General features: G+C 63.0%; 17 protein-coding genes and 2 tRNA genes. 1 reads left to right on the top strand and 18 read right to left on the bottom strand.

What is annotated here, in order from left to right; all coding sequences use genetic code 11:
- Positions 1-3 precede the first annotated feature (3 nt).
- From rbfA to rlmE, 12 genes are all read right to left on the bottom strand, one after another.
- Positions 4-411 (bottom strand): 30S ribosome-binding factor RbfA, encoded by a 408-nt coding sequence (gene rbfA, locus SA190iCDA_RS07100; protein ID WP_013792669.1) that lies wholly within the window; start codon positions 409-411, stop codon positions 4-6.
- A 109-nt stretch (positions 412-520) separates the two neighbouring features.
- Positions 521-3,010 (bottom strand): translation initiation factor IF-2, encoded by a 2,490-nt coding sequence (gene infB / locus SA190iCDA_RS07095; protein WP_070884251.1) that lies wholly within the window; start codon positions 3,008-3,010, stop codon positions 521-523.
- A gap of 26 nt (positions 3,011-3,036) precedes the next feature.
- The gene (nusA, locus tag SA190iCDA_RS07090) at positions 3,037-4,518 is read right to left on the bottom strand and encodes a transcription termination factor NusA (RefSeq protein ID WP_070884252.1); all 1,482 of its coding nucleotides are present in this window, start codon (positions 4,516-4,518) and stop codon (positions 3,037-3,039) included.
- A 63-nt stretch (positions 4,519-4,581) separates the two neighbouring features.
- A complete protein-coding gene (gene rimP / locus SA190iCDA_RS07085; RefSeq protein WP_013792672.1) occupies positions 4,582-5,040 on the bottom strand; it encodes a ribosome maturation factor RimP in 459 nt (152 codons plus the stop codon).
- 129 nt (positions 5,041-5,169) lie between these two features.
- Positions 5,170-5,242, bottom strand: a tRNA-Met gene (locus tag SA190iCDA_RS07080).
- A gap of 97 nt (positions 5,243-5,339) precedes the next feature.
- A tRNA-Leu gene (locus SA190iCDA_RS07075) sits at positions 5,340-5,425 on the bottom strand.
- A gap of 11 nt (positions 5,426-5,436) precedes the next feature.
- Positions 5,437-5,826: a preprotein translocase subunit SecG gene (secG, locus tag SA190iCDA_RS07070; RefSeq protein WP_070884253.1), complete on the bottom strand. Its 390-nt coding sequence runs from the start codon at positions 5,824-5,826 to the stop codon at positions 5,437-5,439.
- 4 nt (positions 5,827-5,830) lie between these two features.
- Positions 5,831-6,586, bottom strand: a complete 756-nt coding sequence (gene tpiA, locus SA190iCDA_RS07065) for a triose-phosphate isomerase (protein WP_070884254.1) — start codon at positions 6,584-6,586, stop codon at positions 5,831-5,833.
- A gap of 65 nt (positions 6,587-6,651) precedes the next feature.
- Positions 6,652-7,989: a phosphoglucosamine mutase gene (glmM, locus tag SA190iCDA_RS07060; RefSeq protein ID WP_070884255.1), complete on the bottom strand. Its 1,338-nt coding sequence runs from the start codon at positions 7,987-7,989 to the stop codon at positions 6,652-6,654.
- A 22-nt stretch (positions 7,990-8,011) separates the two neighbouring features.
- Positions 8,012-8,863 carry a dihydropteroate synthase gene (gene folP, locus SA190iCDA_RS07055; RefSeq protein WP_070884256.1) on the bottom strand — a complete coding sequence of 284 codons (852 nt, stop codon included), beginning with the start codon at positions 8,861-8,863 and terminating at the stop codon, positions 8,012-8,014.
- A 9-nt stretch (positions 8,864-8,872) separates the two neighbouring features.
- Positions 8,873-10,789, bottom strand: coding sequence for an ATP-dependent zinc metalloprotease FtsH (gene ftsH, locus SA190iCDA_RS07050; RefSeq protein WP_070884257.1), 1,917 nt, complete (start codon positions 10,787-10,789; stop codon positions 8,873-8,875).
- 187 nt (positions 10,790-10,976) lie between these two features.
- Positions 10,977-11,609: a 23S rRNA (uridine(2552)-2'-O)-methyltransferase RlmE gene (rlmE, locus tag SA190iCDA_RS07045; protein ID WP_070884258.1), complete on the bottom strand. Its 633-nt coding sequence runs from the start codon at positions 11,607-11,609 to the stop codon at positions 10,977-10,979.
- Between the two features lie 97 nt (positions 11,610-11,706).
- Here rlmE and yhbY point away from each other — a divergent pair, with 97 nt between their 5' ends.
- Positions 11,707-12,018 (top strand): ribosome assembly RNA-binding protein YhbY, encoded by a 312-nt coding sequence (gene yhbY / locus SA190iCDA_RS07040; RefSeq protein WP_070884259.1) that lies wholly within the window; start codon positions 11,707-11,709, stop codon positions 12,016-12,018.
- A gap of 9 nt (positions 12,019-12,027) precedes the next feature.
- On the opposite strand, the gene SA190iCDA_RS07035 is transcribed toward yhbY, so the two are convergent.
- From SA190iCDA_RS07035 to dnaJ, 6 genes are all read right to left on the bottom strand, one after another.
- Positions 12,028-12,483, bottom strand: coding sequence for a DUF4149 domain-containing protein (locus SA190iCDA_RS07035; protein ID WP_070884260.1), 456 nt, complete (start codon positions 12,481-12,483; stop codon positions 12,028-12,030).
- On the bottom strand, positions 12,461-12,937 hold the full coding sequence (greA, locus tag SA190iCDA_RS07030) for a transcription elongation factor GreA (RefSeq protein WP_070884261.1): 477 nt from the start codon (positions 12,935-12,937) through the stop codon (positions 12,461-12,463). The genes SA190iCDA_RS07035 and greA overlap by 23 nt, the downstream gene beginning before the upstream one ends.
- Complete coding sequence (carB, locus tag SA190iCDA_RS07025) at positions 12,934-16,155, bottom strand: carbamoyl-phosphate synthase large subunit (RefSeq protein WP_070884262.1); 3,222 nt, start codon at positions 16,153-16,155, stop codon at positions 12,934-12,936. The genes greA and carB overlap by 4 nt, the downstream gene beginning before the upstream one ends.
- A 30-nt stretch (positions 16,156-16,185) precedes the next feature.
- Complete coding sequence (gene carA, locus SA190iCDA_RS07020) at positions 16,186-17,322, bottom strand: glutamine-hydrolyzing carbamoyl-phosphate synthase small subunit (RefSeq protein ID WP_070884263.1); 1,137 nt, start codon at positions 17,320-17,322, stop codon at positions 16,186-16,188.
- A gap of 237 nt (positions 17,323-17,559) precedes the next feature.
- Positions 17,560-18,360, bottom strand: a complete 801-nt coding sequence (gene dapB / locus SA190iCDA_RS07015) for a 4-hydroxy-tetrahydrodipicolinate reductase (protein WP_070884264.1) — start codon at positions 18,358-18,360, stop codon at positions 17,560-17,562.
- Between the two features lie 68 nt (positions 18,361-18,428).
- Entirely contained in the window at positions 18,429-19,556 is a 1,128-nt protein-coding gene (dnaJ, locus tag SA190iCDA_RS07010; protein WP_070884265.1) for a molecular chaperone DnaJ, read from the bottom strand.
- Between the last annotated feature and the right edge of the window lie 84 nt (positions 19,557-19,640).

The following is a 19,640-nucleotide window of genomic DNA, read 5'->3' as shown; positions in this document are numbered from 1 at the left end:
TGCTTACTCCTTGGCCTCGGTGTCGCTGTCGACGTGTTTGCTGTCCTCGGTAACCGCACGCTCGATCAGCGCCGACAACTGGGCACCGCGCACGATGCTTTCGTCGTAATGGAAACGCAGGTGCGGCACGCTGCGCAGCTTCATCGCCTTGCCCAGCTGCATGCGCAGGAAGCCACTGGCGTCGTTGAGCACCTTGAGGCTCTGCGCGATGGGGTCGGAGCCCTCCTGCGGCTCGGCGCCCATGACGGTGACGAACACCTTGGCATGGCTGGCGTCACGGCTGACATCGACCGCGGTAACGGTGACCAGGCCACCCAGGCGCGGGTCTTTGACTTCGGTACGAATCAGCTGCGCCAATTCGCGTTGAATCTGGTCGCCGATACGCTGGGCACGGCTATAGTCTTTTGCCATCGTTGCTACCTTCCACTCGTCTCGCTGCCTGCAAAAGCAGCGGACTCAAAAGCGGCAAACGCCCGGCCGCGCAGATGCGGGGCCGGGCGTTGCGTGTCGCGACTCGCGATTACAGGCTGCGAGCCACCTGGACTTTCTCGAACACTTCGATCTTGTCGCCGACCTTGACGTCGTTGTAGCTCTTCACGGCGATACCGCACTCCATGCCATTACGCACTTCGGCCATGTCGTCCTTGAAGCGACGCAGGGACTCCAGCTCGCCTTCGAAGATCACCACGTCGTCACGCAGTACGCGGATCGGACGGTTACGGTAGACCGTACCCTCGACCACCATACAACCGGCGACCGCACCGAACTTCGGCGAACGGAACACGTCGCGCACTTCGGCGATGCCGAGGATGTTCTCGCGAACGTCGCTGCCGAGCATACCGGTGAGCGCCTTCTTGACGTCCTCGATGATGTCGTAGATGACGTTGTAGTAGCGCATGTCCAGGCCTTCGGCCTCGACGATCTTGCGCGCACCGGCGTCAGCACGGACGTTGAAGCCGAACAGCACGGCATTGGACGCCAGGGCCAGGTTGGCATCGGACTCGGTGATACCACCGACGCCGCCACCGACCACGCGTACCTGCACTTCGTCGTTGCCCAGGGTGCTGAGCGAGCCCTGCAGTGCCTCGAGAGAACCACGCACATCGGACTTGAGCACGATGTTGAGGGTCTTCTTCTCTTCCTGGCCCATGCTCTCGAAGATGTTTTCCAGCTTGCCGGCGTGGGCACGTGCCAGTTTCACTTCGCGGAACTTGCCCTGACGGAACAGCGCAACCTCGCGGGCCTTCTTCTCGTCGGCCACGACGGTCATGTCGTCGCCGGCTTCCGGCGTGCCGTCCAGGCCGAGAATCTCGACCGGGATGGACGGGCCGGCTTCCTTAACAGGCTTGCCGTTCTCGTCCAGCATGGCGCGGATGCGGCCGTAGTTGGAGCCGACCAGCACCATGTCGCCCTGACGCAGCGTACCGTCCTGAACCAGCACGGTGGCCACTGGGCCGCGGCCCTTGTCCAGGCGCGATTCGACGACCACACCACGACCAGGCGCCGACGGCATGGCCTTGAGCTCGAGGACTTCGGCCTGCAGCAGAACCGCTTCGAGCAGTTCGTCCACGCCGGTACCCATCTTGGCCGACACATGCACGTACGGTGCGTCGCCGCCCCACTCTTCCGGAATCACGTCGAGCGCGGCCAGGCCGTTCTTGATGTTGTCCGGGTTGGCATCGGGCTTGTCGATCTTGTTCACCGCGACCACGATCGGTACGCCGGCCGCTTTGGCGTGCTGCACCGCTTCCTGGGTCTGCGGCATTACGCCGTCATCGGCCGCCACCACGAGAATGACGATGTCGGTGGCCTTGGCACCACGGGCACGCATGGCGGTGAACGCCGCGTGACCCGGGGTGTCGAGGAAGGTCACCATGCCGCGCTCGGTTTCCACGTGGTAGGCCCCGATGTGCTGGGTGATACCACCGGCTTCGCCGGACGCCACCTTGGCACGACGGATGTAGTCGAGCAGCGAGGTCTTGCCATGGTCGACGTGGCCCATGACGGTCACCACCGGCGCACGGGAGATCGCCTCGCCTTCGAACTTCAGGGACTCGGCCAACTGCTCTTCGAGCGCGTTGTCGCTGACCAGCTTGACCTTGTGGCCCAGTTCTTCGGCGACCAGCTGAGCGGTTTCCTGATCCAGCACCTGGTTGATGGTGGCAGGCGTGCCCATCTTGAACATGAACTTGATGACTTCAGCAGCCTTCACCGACATCTGCTGGGCCAGTTCGCCCACGGTGATGGTCTCGCCGATCGACACTTCACGCACCACCGGGCCGGCCGGAGCCTGAAAGCCATGCTGGTTGCGCTTCTTGAGCTTGGACTTGCCACGGCCACCGCGACGGAAGCCATCGCTCTCTTCGTCGATGGTACGCGGCGCGACACGCGGAGCAGGCGCCTTTTCCTTGACGGTGGGGCGGTGCTGAGTGGTCTTGCGCTCGCCCCCACGGCGATCGGCATCGTCGCTACGGCTCTTGTCCGGACGACGCGGCTCTTCCTTCTTGCGCTCGTCGACAACCGGGGCAACCGGCGCGTCGACGACGGCCGGGGCCGCAGCCGCTTCGACAGTACGCTCGGCCGGCGCTACAGTTGCCTGACGCTTGGCTTCTTCTTCGGCCTGGCGCTTGGCTTCTTCCTCGGCCTTCAGGCGAGCAGCTTCCGCCGCAGCACGCTGCTCTTCGAGCTCGCGCTGTTTCTCGGCTTCGATCTCTTCGTTGCTGCGCTTGACGAAGGTCTTCTTCTTGCGCACTTCAACGCTGATGGTCTTGCTACCAGCGACCTTGAGGGTGCTGGTGGTCTTGCGCTGCAAGGTAATCTTGCGCGGTTCCTCGGCTTTCTTGTCGCCGTGGCTGCTCTTCAGGTGAGCAAGCAGGGCCTGCTTTTCGTTATCGGTGACAACTTGCTCGGCACTGCTGTGCGGCAAACCCGCCTCTCGCATCTGCTGCAGCAGGCGCTCTACCGGTGTGTCGACCACTTGGGCCAGTTCTTTCACCGTGACTTGCGTCATGCACTTCTCTCCTCAGGCCGTAAAACTTACTCGAACCAGTGGGCTCGGGCGGCCATGATCAGCTTGCCGGCACGCTCTTGGTCGATGCCGTCGATGTCGAGCAGGTCGTCGATCGACTGCTCGGCCAGGTCTTCACGGGTAACCACCCCGCGTACTGCCAGTTCCTGCGCCAGGCCTTTGTCCATACCCTCGACTTCGAGGAGGTCTTCGGCCGGCTGGGCGTCTGCCAGTTTTTCTTCCGTGGCGATGGCCTTGGTCAGCAAACGATCCTTCGCTCGAGAGCGCAGTTCGTTGACGATTTCTTCGTCGAAACCGTCGATGCTGAGCATCTCTTCCATCGGCACGTAGGCGATTTCTTCCAGGCTGGTGAAGCCCTCTTCGACCAGCACCTGGGCCAGCTCTTCGTCGACTTCCAACTCGTCGATGAAGCCCTGCAGGATATCGCCGGTCTCGGCCTGCTGCTTGGCCTGGATGTCCGCTTCGGTCATCACGTTCAGCGTCCAGCCGGTCAGCTGACTGGCCAGGCGCACGTTCTGGCCACCACGGCCAATCGCTTGCGCCAGGTTGTCCTCGCCTACGGCGATGTCCATGGCATGGGCATCTTCGTCAACGATGATCGCCGCGACTTCAGCCGGCGACATGGCGTTGATGACGAACTGCGCCGGGTTGTCGTCCCACAGCACGATGTCCACACGCTCGCCGACCAGTTCGCCGGAGACCGCCTGAACGCGCGAGCCGCGCATGCCGATGCAAGCGCCTTGCGGGTCGATACGCTTGTCCTTGGAACGTACCGCGATCTTGGCGCGCGAACCCGGGTCACGGGAGGCGGCCTTGACCTCGATGAGGCCTTCGGCGATTTCCGGCACCTCGATGCGGAACAGCTCGATCAGCATTTCCGGCGCGGTACGCGACAGGATCAGCTGAGGGCCGCGGTTCTCGGTGCGGATTTCCTTGAGCAGCGCACGCAGGCGCACGCCGACACGGAAGGTCTCACGTGGGATGATGTCTTCGCGGGCCAGCAGGGCCTCGGCGTTGGCGCCCAGATCGACGATGACGTTGTCGCGGGTAACCTTCTTGACGGTACCGGCGATGATTTCACCCAGGCGCTCGCGGTAGGCTTCGACGACTTGGGCGCGCTCGGCTTCACGCACCTTCTGCACGATGACCTGCTTGGCGGTCTGTGCAGCGATACGCCCGAACTCGATGGACTCGATCTTCTCCTCGAGCACGTCACCGACCTTGGCATTGGCCTCGACCGCACGCGGCATGTCAGTGGTTACCTGGTGCGCCGGATCTTCGAAGTTTTCCTCGTCGACCACGGTCCAGCAACGAAAGGTCTCGTAGCTACCACTCTGACGGTTGATCGCCACGCGCAGTTCGACTTCATCTTCAAAACGTTTCTTGGTCGCCGTGGCCAGCGCCAACTCCAGCGCCTCGAAAATCACAGCGGCCGGTACGCCCTTTTCATTGGATACCGACTCAACAACCAGCAGTACTTCTTTGCTCATCGTACGCCTCGCCTTTCGCAATCCATTGGGATCGACACATTCCGATCCCGCAGGATCCGTGTCTCAATCAAATCGGGGGATAATGTTGGCCTTGTCGATCATATCGATCGGCAAAAGAAACTCGTGGTCATCCACCTGCACCACCACGTCCTCTTCCTCCACACCGCGGAGCAGACCCTGAAAGTTGCGGCGCCCTTCGAATGGTGAGCGCAACTTGATTTTCACCTGCTCGCCGACGTGACTGGCGAACTGGGCCAACGTGAACAATGGCCGATCCATACCGGGCGACGACACCTCGAGGGTGTACTCCGCACTGATGGGATCCTCGACGTCGAGAACGCCGCTGATCTGCCGGCTGACCTTCTCGCAATCGTCGATGAGAATGCCGTCGGCATGATCGATGTAGATACGCAGCAGCGAATGCCGCCCCTGAGACAGGAACTCGATACCCCAGCACTCGTAGCCAAGCGCTTCGACTACCGGGGCCACCAAGGCCTGCAACTGTTCTAGCTTGCTCGACACCTGAACCCCTCGCGCATGCTGTGCAAATAAAAAATGGGCGAAACGCCCATCTACAAGACCGCCCAGACGGCGGAGAATCTGTCTGCCAGCTAACAAAAAGCCCCTTGAAAGGGGCTCAGTGACAACCGGCTGCGGGGGATGGACCTGAGCCAACGACCTTCGGGTTATGAGCCCGACGAGCTACCGGACTGTTCACCCCGCGCTAAAACTGGGAGCGGATTATACGGCTGAACCGCCATACGGGTCAACCAATCCCCAGATACAGAAAAGCCCGCATGCAGCGGGCTATTCTGTTCAATTGGTACCGAGAAGGGGACTCGAACCCCTACAGCCTATGGCCACTACCACCTCAAGGTAGCGTGTCTACCAATTCCACCACCTCGGCAAATTTGACACTTACTGCGCTTCGGGAGCCTGAGGTACGTCTTGCTCACTCGAAGTTGGCGCTTGCTGTTGCTGCTCAAGCACCGGTACATCTTCTGCAGGCTTGTTGCCCTGCGGCACTTCCATTACTGCCGGATCCGGCAAACCAGCCTGACCCAGTGTATCAGACTTTTGATTAGCAAAATACGCTAACCCCAAGCTGGTAATGAAAAAACTGGCGGCGAGTATAGCAGTAACTCGGCTCAGAAAGGTAGTGCTTCCTTGGCTACCGAAAACGGTATTGGAAGCACCCGCACCAAACGAAGCACCTGCATCGGCACCTTTACCCTGCTGCAGCAGCACCAGCACAACCACACCGATCGCCGCCAGCAGATGAAGAACTACAACGCCTGTTTCCAGCATATTCTTAGCTTCCCGCAGCGCGACAGATCGCACCGAACTCGTTCGCATTCAGAGAGGCTCCACCCACAAGCCCCCCATCGATATCAGGCATGCCGAACAGCTCGGCTGCATTGGCGGCCTTGACGCTGCCGCCATAAAGAATTCTCAAACCACCTGCCACTTGCGGGTCTTTCGCAGCGACCTGCGCGCGAATTGCCGCATGTACATCCTGCGCTTGCTGAGGCGTTGCCGTCAGCCCGGTACCAATGGCCCAGACCGGCTCATACGCCACCACCGCACTCGACAGCACCGCAACCCCCAGCGCCTCGATCACGCTATCGAGCTGACCGGCAACCACCTTGAGGGTTTCGCCCGCCTCGCGCTGCTCCAGGGTCTCCCCGACGCACAGCACCGGCACCAGCCCGTTGAGCTGAGCCGCCGCGAACTTGCGCACGACCTGCTCATCGCTGTCACCGAGGATCAGGCGACGCTCGGAATGACCGACCAGCACCAGCTTGCAACCCGCATCGCGCAGCTGCTCGCTCGACACCTCTCCGGTCAATGCCCCCTGCCCCGCTTCGACCGCACAGTCCTGGGCGCCTACCGACACCGCACGACCGCTGAGCCCCTCGACAACCTGAGCGAGGTGAAGGCTGACAGGAAACACCGCAACCTCGACGTCGGCAGGCAGTGCCTGCCGACTCAGACCATCGATCAGCTCTGCGACACTGGCGCGGGTACCGTGCATTTTCCAGTTACCAGCAACCATTGAGCGACGCATGCTTTACCTCGTTGGTCAAAGAGGGCGCAGATGTTACCCAACCGCTTGGGGACTGGCAAGCCGAATCAAGCACAGACGCGCGAGACAATTTCAGCCAATTCATCGGCATAGGCACGAACCTGGGTTTCCTCCTCGCCTTCGACCATCACCCGCACCAGCGGCTCGGTCCCGGACTTGCGCAGCAGCACGCGGCCGCGCCCGGCCATGCGCTGGGTCACGCTGTCGCTGGCCGCCTGCACGTCCGGGTGCTTGAGCGGGTCGACGCCGCCACCGAAACGCACATTGACCAGCACCTGGGGGCACTTGCGCAACCCCTGGCGCGCCTCGGCCAGGCTCTGATCACGGCGACGAATGGCCAGCAGCACCTGCAGCGCGGCGACGATGGCATCACCGGTCGTCACGTGCTGGAAGCACACCAGGTGTCCGGAATTTTCTCCACCCAACTGCCAGCCACGTTCGAGCAACTCGGCGATCACGTAACGGTCGCCGACATTGGCGCGCACGAAGGGGATGTCCAGCTCCTTGAGCGCGAGCTCCAGACCCAGGTTGCTCATCAGCGTGCCGACGACGCCGCCCTGCAGCTTGCCGCGGGCCTGCAGATCCCGGGCGATGATGAACAGCAGCTCGTCACCATCCACCACGGCACCGGTGTGATCGACCATCAACACCCGATCGGCATCGCCGTCGAAGGCGATGCCCAGGTCGGCGTGGCGCGCCGTGACCTCGGCCTGCAGCCTCTCGATATGGGTCGAGCCGCAATCGGCGTTGATATTCAACCCGTTGGGCTGGGCCGACAGCACCGACACCTCGGCGCCCAGCTCCTGGAATACCGCCGGCGCCACCTTGTAGGCCGCGCCATGGGCGCAGTCGAGCACGATCTTCAGGCCGGAAAAGTCGGTACTGGTCGGCACACTGCTCTTGCAGAACTCGATGTAACGCCCGGCGGCGTCGTTGATACGCGACACCTTGCCGAGCTGCTCGGAGTCGACCACGGTCATCGCCGCGTCGAGCAGCTCCTCGATCATCAGCTCGACTTCGTCGGGCAGCTTGGTGCCCTGCCCCGAGAAGAACTTGATGCCGTTGTCATGGTGCGGGTTGTGCGAGGCGCTGATGACGATACCCGCCTCGGCGTGAAAGGTCCGCGTCAGGTAGGCGATCGCCGGTGTCGGCATCGGCCCCAGCAACATGACGTCGGCACCGGCAGCAGAGAGTCCAGCCTCCAGTGCCGACTCGAACATATAGCCGGAGATGCGCGTGTCCTTGCCGATCAGAATGCGGCACTTGCCCTGCTTGCGAAACGCCATGCCGGCGGCCCAGCCCAGCTTGAGCATGAAATCCGGGGTGATGGGATACTGACCGACGCGCCCACGGATACCGTCGGTGCCAAAATACTTGCGACTCAAAACGACAACTCCCTTTTTCTGTTTACTGCGCCGCTTCGACCGCAGCGACCATGCGCACCACGTCGACGGTTTCCGCCACATCGTGCACACGCAGGATATGCGCCCCCTTGGCGACCGCCAGGGCCGCCAGGGCCAGGCTGCCGTACAGGCGACCGTCGACTTCGCGGCCCAGCACGGCGCCAATCATACTCTTGCGCGAGACGCCGACCAGCAGCGGCAGACCGAAAGCCTGCAGCGCCGGCATGCGCCTGAACAGGCTGAGATTATGCTCCAGCGTCTTGGCGAAGCCGAAACCCGGATCGAGCACGATGCGCTGCGCCGGGATGCCGGCTGCCTCGCAGACCGCCAGGCGCTCGCGCAGAAAGTCAGCCACCGCTTCCAGCACGTCATCGTACCGGGGGCTTTGCTGCATGGTCGTGGGTTCGCCACGCATATGCATCAGGCACACCGGCAAACCGCTCTCGGCCGCCGCCTGCAGGGCGCCGTCGCGCTGCAGCGAGCGCACGTCATTGATCATACCGGCACCGAGCCGGGCCGACTCGCGCATCACCTCGGCGGTGGAGGTATCCACGGAAATGATCACATCCAGTTCGGCAGCCACCGCTTCCACCATCGGCGCGACACGCTCCAGCTCTTCGGCCATCGACACCGGGGCAGCACCGGGGCGCGTTGACTCGCCGCCGATATCGATCAGCGTCGCGCCGGCGCGCACCATGCCCTCGGCATGGCGCAACGCCGCATCGCGCAGGGCGAAGCGACCACCATCGGAAAAGGAGTCGGGGGTGACGTTGAGGATGCCCATCACTTGCGGATGGCTTAAATCAAGAAACCGGCTGCCACAAGGCAGCCGGTCGTTTGTTTGCACAGGAGTCATGGACGACTTTTACACCTCGGCAGCATGCCCGCCGATGGGTTTCTCGGGACGATCCGCTTCGCCGGGCTTGGCAGACGGCGTGCCGGCGTCATTGCCGCCGCCGGTCCAGTCCTTCGGCTCACGGGCCGGGCGACCACTCATGATGTCGTTGATCTGATCGAGATCGATGGTCTCGAACTTCATCAGCGCTTCGGCCATGGCGTCGAGCTTGTCGCGATTGTCGGTCAGGATCTGCTTGGCGGTGTTGTAGCAGTTGTCGATTATCGCCCGCACTTCGGAGTCGATCAGCTTGGCCGTTTCGCCCGATACGCTGGCACCGGAGGAACCACCACCGCCCCGCAGGAACGGCTGATCGTCATCTTCGGCGTACAGCAGCGGGCCGAGTTTCTCGGACAGGCCCCACTTGGTGACCATGTTGCGAGCGATCTGACTGGCCCGCATGATGTCGTTGGACGCACCGGTGGTGACGCCATCGAAGCCCAGGGTCATCTCTTCGGCGATACGGCCGCCATACAGCGAGCAGATCTGGCTGGTCAGCGCACGCTTGCTGAGGCTGTAGCGATCTTCCTCGGGCAGGAACATGGTCACGCCCAGGGCACGACCGCGGGGAATGATGGTGACCTTGTAGACCGGATCATGCTCGGGCACCAGCCGACCGACGATGGCGTGCCCTGCCTCGTGATAGGCGGTGTTGAGCTTCTCCTTGTCGGACATGACCATGGTCTTGCGCTCGGCGCCCATCATGATCTTGTCCTTGGCCAGCTCGAACTCCTTCATTTCCACCAGGCGCTTGCCGGCCCGCGCGGCGAACAGCGAGGCCTCGTTGACCAGGTTGGCCAGGTCGGCACCGGAGAAGCCCGGCGTACCACGGGCGATGACCGACGCCTTGACGTCCTCACCCATGGGGATCTTGCGCATGTGCACGTTGAGGATCTGCTCGCGGCCACGGATATCCGGCAGGCCGACGACCACCTGACGGTCGAAACGGCCCGGACGCAGCAGCGCCTGGTCGAGCACGTCGGGGCGGTTGGTGGCGGCGATGACGATGATGCCATCGTTCATCTCGAAGCCGTCCATCTCTACCAGCAACTGGTTGAGGGTCTGCTCGCGCTCGTCATGACCGCCGCCCATGCCGGCGCCACGATGACGACCGACGGCGTCGATCTCGTCGATGAAGATGATGCACGGCGCGTGCTTCTTGGCCTGCTCGAACATGTCGCGCACGCGGGAGGCGCCGACACCGACGAACATCTCGACGAAGTCGGAACCGGAGATGGTGAAGAACGGCACCTTGGCTTCGCCGGCAACCGCCTTGGCCAGCAGGGTCTTACCGGTACCCGGCGAGCCGACCATCAGCACGCCGCGGGGGATACGGCCACCCAGGCGCTGGAACTTGCCCGGGTCACGCAGGAACTCGACCAGCTCGCTGACCTCTTCCTTGGCCTCGTCGCAACCGGCGACGTCGGCGAAGGTGGTCTTGACCTGATCTTCGGAGAGCAGCCGCGCCTTGGACTTGCCGAAGCTCATTGGCCCGCCCTTGCCACCCGCCCCGCCCTGCATCTGGCGCATGAAGAACATGAACACGGCGATGATCACCAGAATCGGGAAGCTGGCGACCAGCAGCTGGGTCCAGATGCTCTGCTGCTCGGGCTGCTTGCCGACGATCTCGACGTTGTTGTCCATCAGGTCCTTGATCAGGCCGTTGTCCTGGATCGCCGGGCGCACGGTCTCGAACGAGGAGCCGTCGGAACGCATGCCGCTGATGATGTAGCCATCGACGGTGACGCGCTTGACCCCGCCGCTCTGCACCTGCTCGATGAATTCCGAGTAGTTGAGCTTGTTGGTCTCGCTGGGGCTGGAGAAGTTGTTCATCACCGTGACGAGGACGGCGGCGATGATCAGCCACAGGATCAGATTCTTTGCCATGTCGTTCAATTAGCTACCCTCTGAAGCAGGCCCCTTGCCGAAGCGTGCTTCGCATGACGACCAGTTATAAACCGATCTAACTTACTACAAACGCCCGCTCATGGCTGACACCGTCTGTAACCCTTTATGAGACATCTGCCCATTACGATGCGCGTCTTGGCTTGGACTGACAACCACGCCATTGGTTTTACTCGACACTCAGGCCCTTGAAGCCTCGGGCCAGCAGATACTGCTCGCGGGAACGGTCACGGGACGACAGGGGCTTGCGCATCTGCACCTTGTCGAACTGACGGCGTACCTCCTTGTGGTACTCGTCGAAACCCTCGCCCTGGAAGATCTTGATCAGGAAATCGCCGCCGGGCTTGAGCACCCGGCCAGCCAGATCCAGCGCCAACTCGCACAGGTACATGGCACGCGGCTGATCGGCGGCCCTCACCCCACTCATATTGGGGGCCATATCGGAAATCACAAGGTCGACGGGGTTATTGTCGATGGCCTCGAGAATCCGCGCGAATACGGCATCGTCGGTGAAATCGCCCTGAATGAAGGTGACGTCCGGGATGCTGTCCATCTCCAGGATATCGGAGGCGATCAGCCGCCCCTTGTCGCCGATCACCCGGCTGGTGACCTGGGACCAGCCACCCGGCGCGGCACCGAGATCGACCACGGTCATGCCGGGACGCAGGATGCGATCCTTCTCCTGCACCTCCAACAGCTTGTAACTGGCACGTGAACGGTAGCCGTCCTTTTGCGCCATTTTGACGTAGGGATCGTCGAAATGCTCTTTCAGCCAACGCTGGCTGGTCTTGGAACGGGCCACACAACACCTCGAGAGAACAGAATGAATAACTGGGCGGGCCTCGGGCGGCTCGGTTAAAATAGCCCGCTTTCCCAGATTAATACGCAGGGTTCAGATTATGCCGCTCACTCAAGAGCAGAAGAAACAGTTCAAATCTATCGGCCACCACCTGAAACCGGTATTGATCGTCGCCGACAACGGTGTTACCGAGGGCGTTCTGGCCGAGCTCGAGCGCGCGCTGAACGACCATGAGCTGATCAAGATCCAGGTGCGTGTCGCCGAACGTGACGACCGCCTGGCGGTGATCGATGAGCTGTGCAAGGCCAGCAAGGCCGAACTGGCGCAGATCATCGGCAAGATGGCGCTGCTGTACCGCAAGAACCCCAAGGCCAATCGCAACCTGTCCAACATCAGCCGCTACCAGGGCTGATTCAGGTGCTCAGCCGACCTGCGGGTCGGCTGCCACGGCCTTGCGAGGCACGGGCTGCAACACCAGCAATACACCGAAGAACGCCAGCAGCAGGTAGCTGAACAGCTGCCAGCGCGGCGCCTGCGGCCAGGACACCAACGAAACCATAAAGGCCAGCGAGACGACCAGCACCGCGAGCAGCAACTGCCCGCTACGCGCTCGCCACAGCGCCGACACGCCACGCTGCCGCACCAGCAGCACAGCCTGCAGCAACGCTGCGCCCAGCGTAATGCCGACCATCTGTGGCACCAGGGTGCGCGCCACTTCCTCGATCAGCAAGGACGCCAGGCCGACACTGGCCAGCCCCGGCAGCACCAGAAAGTGCAATGTCCAGATGCCGCCGACCCAGAGGGTCTGCAGCAGCACCCAGGCGCTGGCTGCGCTGTCGCGCGCCGCCGTCCGATCAGACGTGGCGAACTTCGACAATCTCGTACTCGACCAGGCCGCTGGGCGTGTTGACGCCGACCACGTCACCTTCGCTCTTGCCCACCAGGGCCCGGGCGATGGGCGAACCCACGGAAAGCTTGCCCTGCTTGATGTCGGCTTCGTCTTCGCCAACGATCTGGTAGGTCACGCTCTCGTCGGTCTCGACGTTGGCGATTTCCACGGTGGTGCCGAAGATCACCTTGCCGGTATGGGCAATGGTGGTGACGTCGATGATCACCGCGTTCTGCAGGCGACCTTCGATATCACGTACGCGCGCCTCGACCATGCCCTGCTCCTCGCGGGCGGCATGGTATTCGGCGTTTTCCTTGAGGTCACCCAGCTCACGGGCTTCGGCGATCGCCTGGCTGAGCGCGGGGCGACGCACCTTGGTCAGGTGCGCCAGCTCTTCTTCCAAGGCGCGAGCGCCCTGGACGGTCATGGGGTACTTGTTCATGCCTTGATTCCTGCATGCAGATCCTGCAGACGGCGCACGGTCTTCTCGGGACCGAACTTGAGCGCCTCGCAGACCGCCTGCCCCGCCGCGATGGTGGTGGTGCAGTAGATCTTGTGCTGCAGAGCGTTACGACGAATGGAGTAGGAGTCAGCGATGGACTGACGGCCTTCGGTGGTATTGATGATCAGGGTGACTTCGTCGTTCTTGATCATGTCGACCACGTGCGGGCGACCCTCGGTTACCTTGTTGACGCGACGGACCGGCAGGCCGGCGGCTTCGATCACCTTGGCGGTGCCGGCGGTGGCGACCACCTCGAAGCCCAGGGCGACCAGGTCGCGAGCGACCTGAATGGCTTCCGGCTTGTCGTCTTCACGGACGCTGATGAAGGCCACGCCGGCATTCGGCAGGATCTCGCTGGCCCCCATCTGCGCCTTGGCGAAGGCTTCGCCGAAGCTGTCACCGACGCCCATCACCTCACCGGTGGACTTCATTTCCGGGCCGAGGATCGGGTCGACGCCCGGGAACTTGTTGAACGGGAACACCGCTTCCTTGACGCTGAAGAACGGCGGGATGATTTCCTGGGTGAAGCCCAGCTCGCTCAGGGTCTTGCCGGCCATCACACGGGCCGCGACCTTGGCCAGGGACTCGCCGATGCACTTGGACACGAACGGCACGGTACGCGAGGCCCGCGGGTTGACCTCGATCACGTAGATGTCCTCGCCCTGCACGGCCATCTGCACGTTCATCAGGCCGATGACGCCCAGCTCCAGAGCCATCTTCTTGACCTGGTCGCGGATCTCGTCCTGGATGTGCTTGGGCAGCGAGTACGGCGGCAGCGAGCACGCCGAGTCACCGGAGTGTACGCCGGCCTGCTCGATGTGCTGCATGATGGCGCCGATCACCACGGTCTCGCCGTCGCTGACCGCATCCACGTCCACCTCGATGGCGCAGTTGAGGAAACGGTCGAGCAGCACCGGGCTGTCGTTGGAGACCTTCACCGCTTCGCGCATGTAGCGCTTGAGCTCTTCTTCCTGGTAGACGATTTCCATCGCCCGGCCGCCCAGTACGTAGGACGGACGCACCACCATCGGATAACCGATATTCTTGGACAGGGTCAGCGCTTCCTCTTCGCTGCGCGCGGTGGCATTGGCCGGCTGACGCAGGCCGAGGCGCTGCACCATCTGCTGGAAACGCTCACGGTCTTCGGCACGGTCGATGGCGTCCGGGCTGGTGCCGATGATCGGCACGCCGGCTTCTTCCAGGGCGCGGCACAGCTTCAGCGGGGTCTGGCCGCCGTACTGGACGATCACCCCCTTGGGCTGCTCGACGCGGACGATCTCCAGCACGTCTTCCAGGGTGACCGGCTCGAAGTACAGGCGATCGGAGGTGTCGTAGTCGGTGGAGACGGTTTCCGGGTTGCAGTTGACCATGATGGTCTCGTAGCCGTCTTCCCGCATGGCCAGCGCGGCGTGTACGCAGCAGTAGTCGAACTCGATGCCCTGGCCGATGCGGTTCGGGCCACCGCCGAGGATCATGATCTTGTCGCGGCCGCTGGCATTGGCCTCGCACTCTTCCTCGTAGGTCGAGTACATGTAGGCGGTGTCGGTGGCGAACTCGGCGGCGCAGGTATCGACGCGCTTGTAGACCGGCAGCACCTTGAGCTTGTGGCGATGGCTGCGCAGGTTCTTCTCGGTGACGCCGAGCAGCGCGGCCAGGCGCGCATCGGAGAAGCCCTTGCGCTTGAGGCTGAACATCAGGTCGCGGTCGATGCTCGACAGGCCCAGGGTCTGGATGCGCTGCTCGTCCTTGACCAGGTCTTCGATCTGCACCAGGAACCATTCGTCGATGCGGGTCAGCTCGAACACTTCCTCGACGCTCTTGCCGGCACGGAAGGCGTCGGCCACGTACCAGATGCGGTCGGCGCCCGGCACGATCAGTTCGCGCTTGAGGGTGCTTTCGGCTTCCGGATCCGCCGGATCGAGCTTCGGATCGAAGCCGGCGACGCCGACTTCCAGCCCGCGCAGCGCCTTGTGCAGGGACTCCTGGAAGGTCCGGCCGATGGCCATGACTTCACCCACGGATTTCATCTGGGTGGTCAGGCGGGCGTCGGCGTTGGGGAATTTCTCGAAGGCGAAACGCGGGATCTTGGTCACCACGTAGTCGATGGCCGGCTCGAACGAGGCCGGGGTACGACCGCCGGTGATGTCGTTCTGCAGCTCGTCGAGGGTGTAACCCACGGCCAGCTTGGCGGCGATCTTGGCGATCGGGAAACCGGTGGCCTTGGAGGCCAGGGCCGACGAGCGCGATACCCGCGGGTTCATCTCGATGACCACCATGCGCCCGGTGTTCGGGCAGATGCCGAACTGCACGTTGGAGCCGCCGGTTTCCACGCCGATCTCGCGCAGCACCGCCAGGGAGGCGTTACGCAGGATCTGGTATTCCTTGTCGGTCAGGGTCTGGGCCGGGGCCACGGTGATCGAGTCACCGGTGTGCACGCCCATCGGGTCGAAGTTCTCGATGGAACAGACGATGATGCAGTTGTCCTTCTTGTCGCGGACCACCTCCATCTCGTATTCCTTCCAGCCGATCAGCGACTCGTCGATCAGCAGCTCGTTGGTCGGCGACAGGTCCAGACCCCGGGTGCAGATTTCCTCGAACTCTTCGCGGTTGTAGGCGATGCCACCACCGGTGCCGCCCATGGTGAAGCTCGGACGGATGATGCACGGGAAGCCGACCTTCTCGAGCACGCCGTACGCTTCTTCCATGCTGTGGGCGATACCCGAGACCGGGCAGGCCAGGCCGATGTCCTTCATGGCCTTGTCGAAGCGCGAACGGTCTTCGGCCTTGTCGATGGTGTCGGCGTTGGCACCGATCATCTCGACGCCGAACTTCTCCAGCACGCCGTGACGCTCCAGATCCAGCGCGCAGTTAAGCGCGGTCTGGCCACCCATGGTCGGCAGCAGGGCGTCGGGGCGCTCCTTCTCGATGATCTTGGCCACGGTGGCCCACTTGATCGGCTCGATGTAGGTGGCGTCGGCCATGGCCGGGTCGGTCATGATGGTGGCCGGGTTGGAGTTCACCAGGATGACGCGGAAACCTTCCTCGCGCAGGGCCTTGCAGGCCTGGGCGCCGGAATAGTCGAACTCGCACGCCTGGCCGATTACGATAGGGCCGGCGCCGAGGATCAGGATACTTTTGATGTCTGTACGTTTTGGCATGTTCTCTCTCGAATTCTCTGCTCAGCGGGCTTAGCGGCGCTTGGCCATGGCTTCGATGAAGCGGTCGAACAGCGGGGCGACATCGTTGGGGCCCGGGCTGGCTTCGGGGTGGCCCTGGAAGCTGAAGGCGTCCTTGTCGGTCCGCTCGATGCCCTGCAGGGTGCCGTCGAACAGCGACTTGTGGATCGGCCGCAGGTTGCCCGGCAGGCTGCTCTCGTCCACGGCGAAGCCGTGGTTCTGGCTGGTGATCATCACCACGCCGGTGTCGAGGTCCTGTACCGGGTGGTTGGCACCGTGGTGGCCGTGCCCCATTTTCAGGGTCTTGGCGCCGGAGGCCAGGGCCAGCAGCTGGTGACCGAGGCAGATGCCGAATACCGGCGTGTCGGTTTCCAACACGTCCTTGATCGCCTGGATGGCGTAGTCGCACGGTTCGGGGTCACCAGGGCCGTTGGACAGGAACACGCCGTCCGGGTTGAGCGCCAGTACCTCACTGGCCGGGGTCTGCGCCGGCACCACGGTGAGGCGGCAGCCGCGCTCGACCAGCATGCGCAGGATGTTCAGCTTGACGCCGTAGTCATAGGCGACCACGTGGTAAGGCAGTTCGCTGGCAGCGATCTCGGGATGGCTGTCGTCTTTCAGGTTCCACACGCTGGAGCGCCATTCGTAGCGCTCGGTGCAGCTGACTTCCTTGGCCAGATCCATGCCTTTCAGGCCCGGGAAGCCACGCGCCAGTTCGAGGGCCTTTTCCTCGGTGGCATCGGCGCCGACCAGGATGCAGCCGTTCTGCGAGCCTTTTTCGCGCAGGATGCGGGTCAGGCGACGGGTGTCGATACCGGCGATGGCGACGGTGCCGTTTGCCTTGAGGTAATCGGGCAGCGACTGCTTGTTACGCCAGTTACTGGCGCTCAGTGGCAGATCACGAATGATCAGGCCGGCGGCCCACACGCGATCCGACTCGGCATCCTCCGGCGTGGTGCCGGTATTGCCGATATGTGGATAGGTCAGGGTAACGATCTGCTGGGCATAAGACGGATCGGTAAGAATTTCCTGATAGCCGGTCATGGCGGTGTTGAACACCACCTCCCCGACAGTTTGGCCGTCGGCCCCGATGGCCTCGCCGCGAAAAATGCTGCCGTCAGCAAGGGCGAGTATGGCTGGCTTACTCAAGAAGACCTCCCGTAGATCGTGGAGCAAACGCAGATTGTAAAAAAGCGGGATGACGTGTGAAGGTCATCCCGCTTTTTTGATTGATTCATTCTGCGCAACTTTTAGTGGACACACTAAAGCGAAAAGCTTACAGGAAAACCGCTTTTTTCGAAAGGCGTTAAGCGGCAAAAACCTGAAATCCGATCCACGGCCACCCGCCATGATGACGGAGGGCGCCATTGCCGCCCTCGGATCAAGTCATTTCAGGCCCAGCACGTCCTGCATGTCGTAAAGCTGCGGCGAGCGCCCCTGCAGCCAGGACGCGGCACGCACCGCACCCTTGGCGAAGGTCATGCGGCTGGACGCCTTGTGGGTGATTTCCACCCGCTCACCGTCGGCGGCGAACAACACGGTGTGATCACCCACCACGTCGCCGGCACGCACCGTGGCGAAACCGATGGTTTCACGTTGACGGGCGCCGGTCTGCCCTTCGCGCCCGTAGACCGCGACCTTTTCCAGGTCACGCCCCAGCGCATTGGCCACCACCTCGCCCATGCGCAGGGCGGTTCCCGATGGCGCATCGACCTTGTGGCGGTGATGGGCCTCGAGCACTTCGATATCCACATCGTCGCCCAGCACCCGGGCGGCAGTGTCGAGCAGCTTCAGGCAGAGGTTCACGCCCACGCTGAAGTTGGCGGCGAAGACGATGGGAATCTCCCTGCCGGCCTCGACCAGCAGCTGCTTTTCCGCGGCGCTGAAGCCGGTAGTGCCGATCACCATGGCCTTGCCGGCGCGGCGGCAGATTTCCAGGTTCTCGAGGGTCACCGAGGGATGGGTGAAGTCGATCAGCACGTCGAACCCGTCGAGCACGCTCTCCAGGCTACCGGACAACGCCACGCCCAGCTTGCCAACAGCCGCCAACTCACCGGCATCGGCGCCGAGCAGCGTGCTGGTTGAACGCGCCACGGCGGCGCCGAGCACCACGCCATCGGCCTGGTGAACGGCTTCGATCAGGTTTTTGCCCATGCGCCCGGCGGCGCCCGTGACTGCAATACGCATATGCATAACTCCAAAGTGCAAACGGCGAGCAGCCGGCGATTGCCCGCTGCTCGCCGTGCATTACCGCATTAAAGGTCGCCGAAGAAGCGCTTCACGCCTTCGAACCAGCCATTGGCCTTGGGCGAGTTGGAGCTGTTGCCCACCAGGGACTGGCGGAACTCTTCGAGCAGCTCGCGCTGGCGACGATCCAGGTTGACCGGGGTTTCCACCGCCACCTTGCACATCAGATCACCCGCACCGCCGCCGCGCACCGGGGCAACGCCCTTGCCACGCAGACGGAACAGTTTGCCAGTCTGGGTGCCTTCCGGAATCTTCAGCTTGACCCGACCATCGAGGGTCGGCACTTCCAGCTCGCCGCCCAGGGCCGCATCGGCAAAGCTGATCGGCACTTCGCAGTACAGGTGCTTGCCGTCACGCTGGAAGATCGCGTGCTCGCGCACGTTGACCACCACGTACAGATCACCTGCCGGGCCGCCCAGGGTGCCCGCCTCGCCCTCACCGGACAGGCGGATGCGGTCGCCGGTATCGACACCCGCCGGCACCTTGACCGACAGGGTCTTGTGCTCTTCGACCCGGCCATGGCCGTGGCAGGAGCCACAGGGATCGGTGATCATCTTGCCGCTGCCGTGGCAGCGCGGGCAGGTCTGCTGCACCGAGAAGAAGCCCTGCTGCATGCGCACCTGGCCGATACCGCCACAGGTGGTACAGGTCACCGGGCTGGTGCCCTTCTTGGCGCCCGAGCCGTCGCAGGTCTTGCAGTTGACCAGGGTCGGCACGCGAATGGTCACCGTGGTGCCGCGCACCGCCTCTTCGAGATCCAGCTCCAGGGTGTAACGCAGGTCGCTACCGCGCTGCGCACCGCCGCGCTGACCGCCACGCTGGCCGCCAAAGAAATCGCTGAACACATCGCCGAAGATGTCGGAGAAATTCGCGCTGCCACCACCAAAACCGCCACCGCCGCCCATCTGTGGGTCGACGCCTGCATGACCGTACTGATCGTAGGCGCTGCGCTTGCCGGCGTCGGACAGCACTTCGTAAGCCTCGTTGGCTTCCTTGAAGGCTTCTTCGGCCGCCTTGTCGCCGGGATTGCGATCGGGGTGATGCTTCATCGCCAGGCGACGGTAAGCCTTTTTCAGCTCCGCCTCGCTGGCACCGCGCTCGACCCCGAGCACTTCGTAGTAGTCACGTTTAGACATGGGTTTCTAACACTCTCAAAATTCGTACCGTCCAGACACGCCAACGCGGGAGCAAGCCCCCGCGCGGCGGATCGCCCTGTCACA

This window comes from Pseudomonas argentinensis (assembly GCF_001839655.2).
Lineage (GTDB): Bacteria > Pseudomonadota > Gammaproteobacteria > Pseudomonadales > Pseudomonadaceae > Aquipseudomonas > Aquipseudomonas argentinensis_B.
Note: the sequence above shows the minus strand (reverse complement) of the source record. Positions and strands in the feature narration are given on the sequence as shown.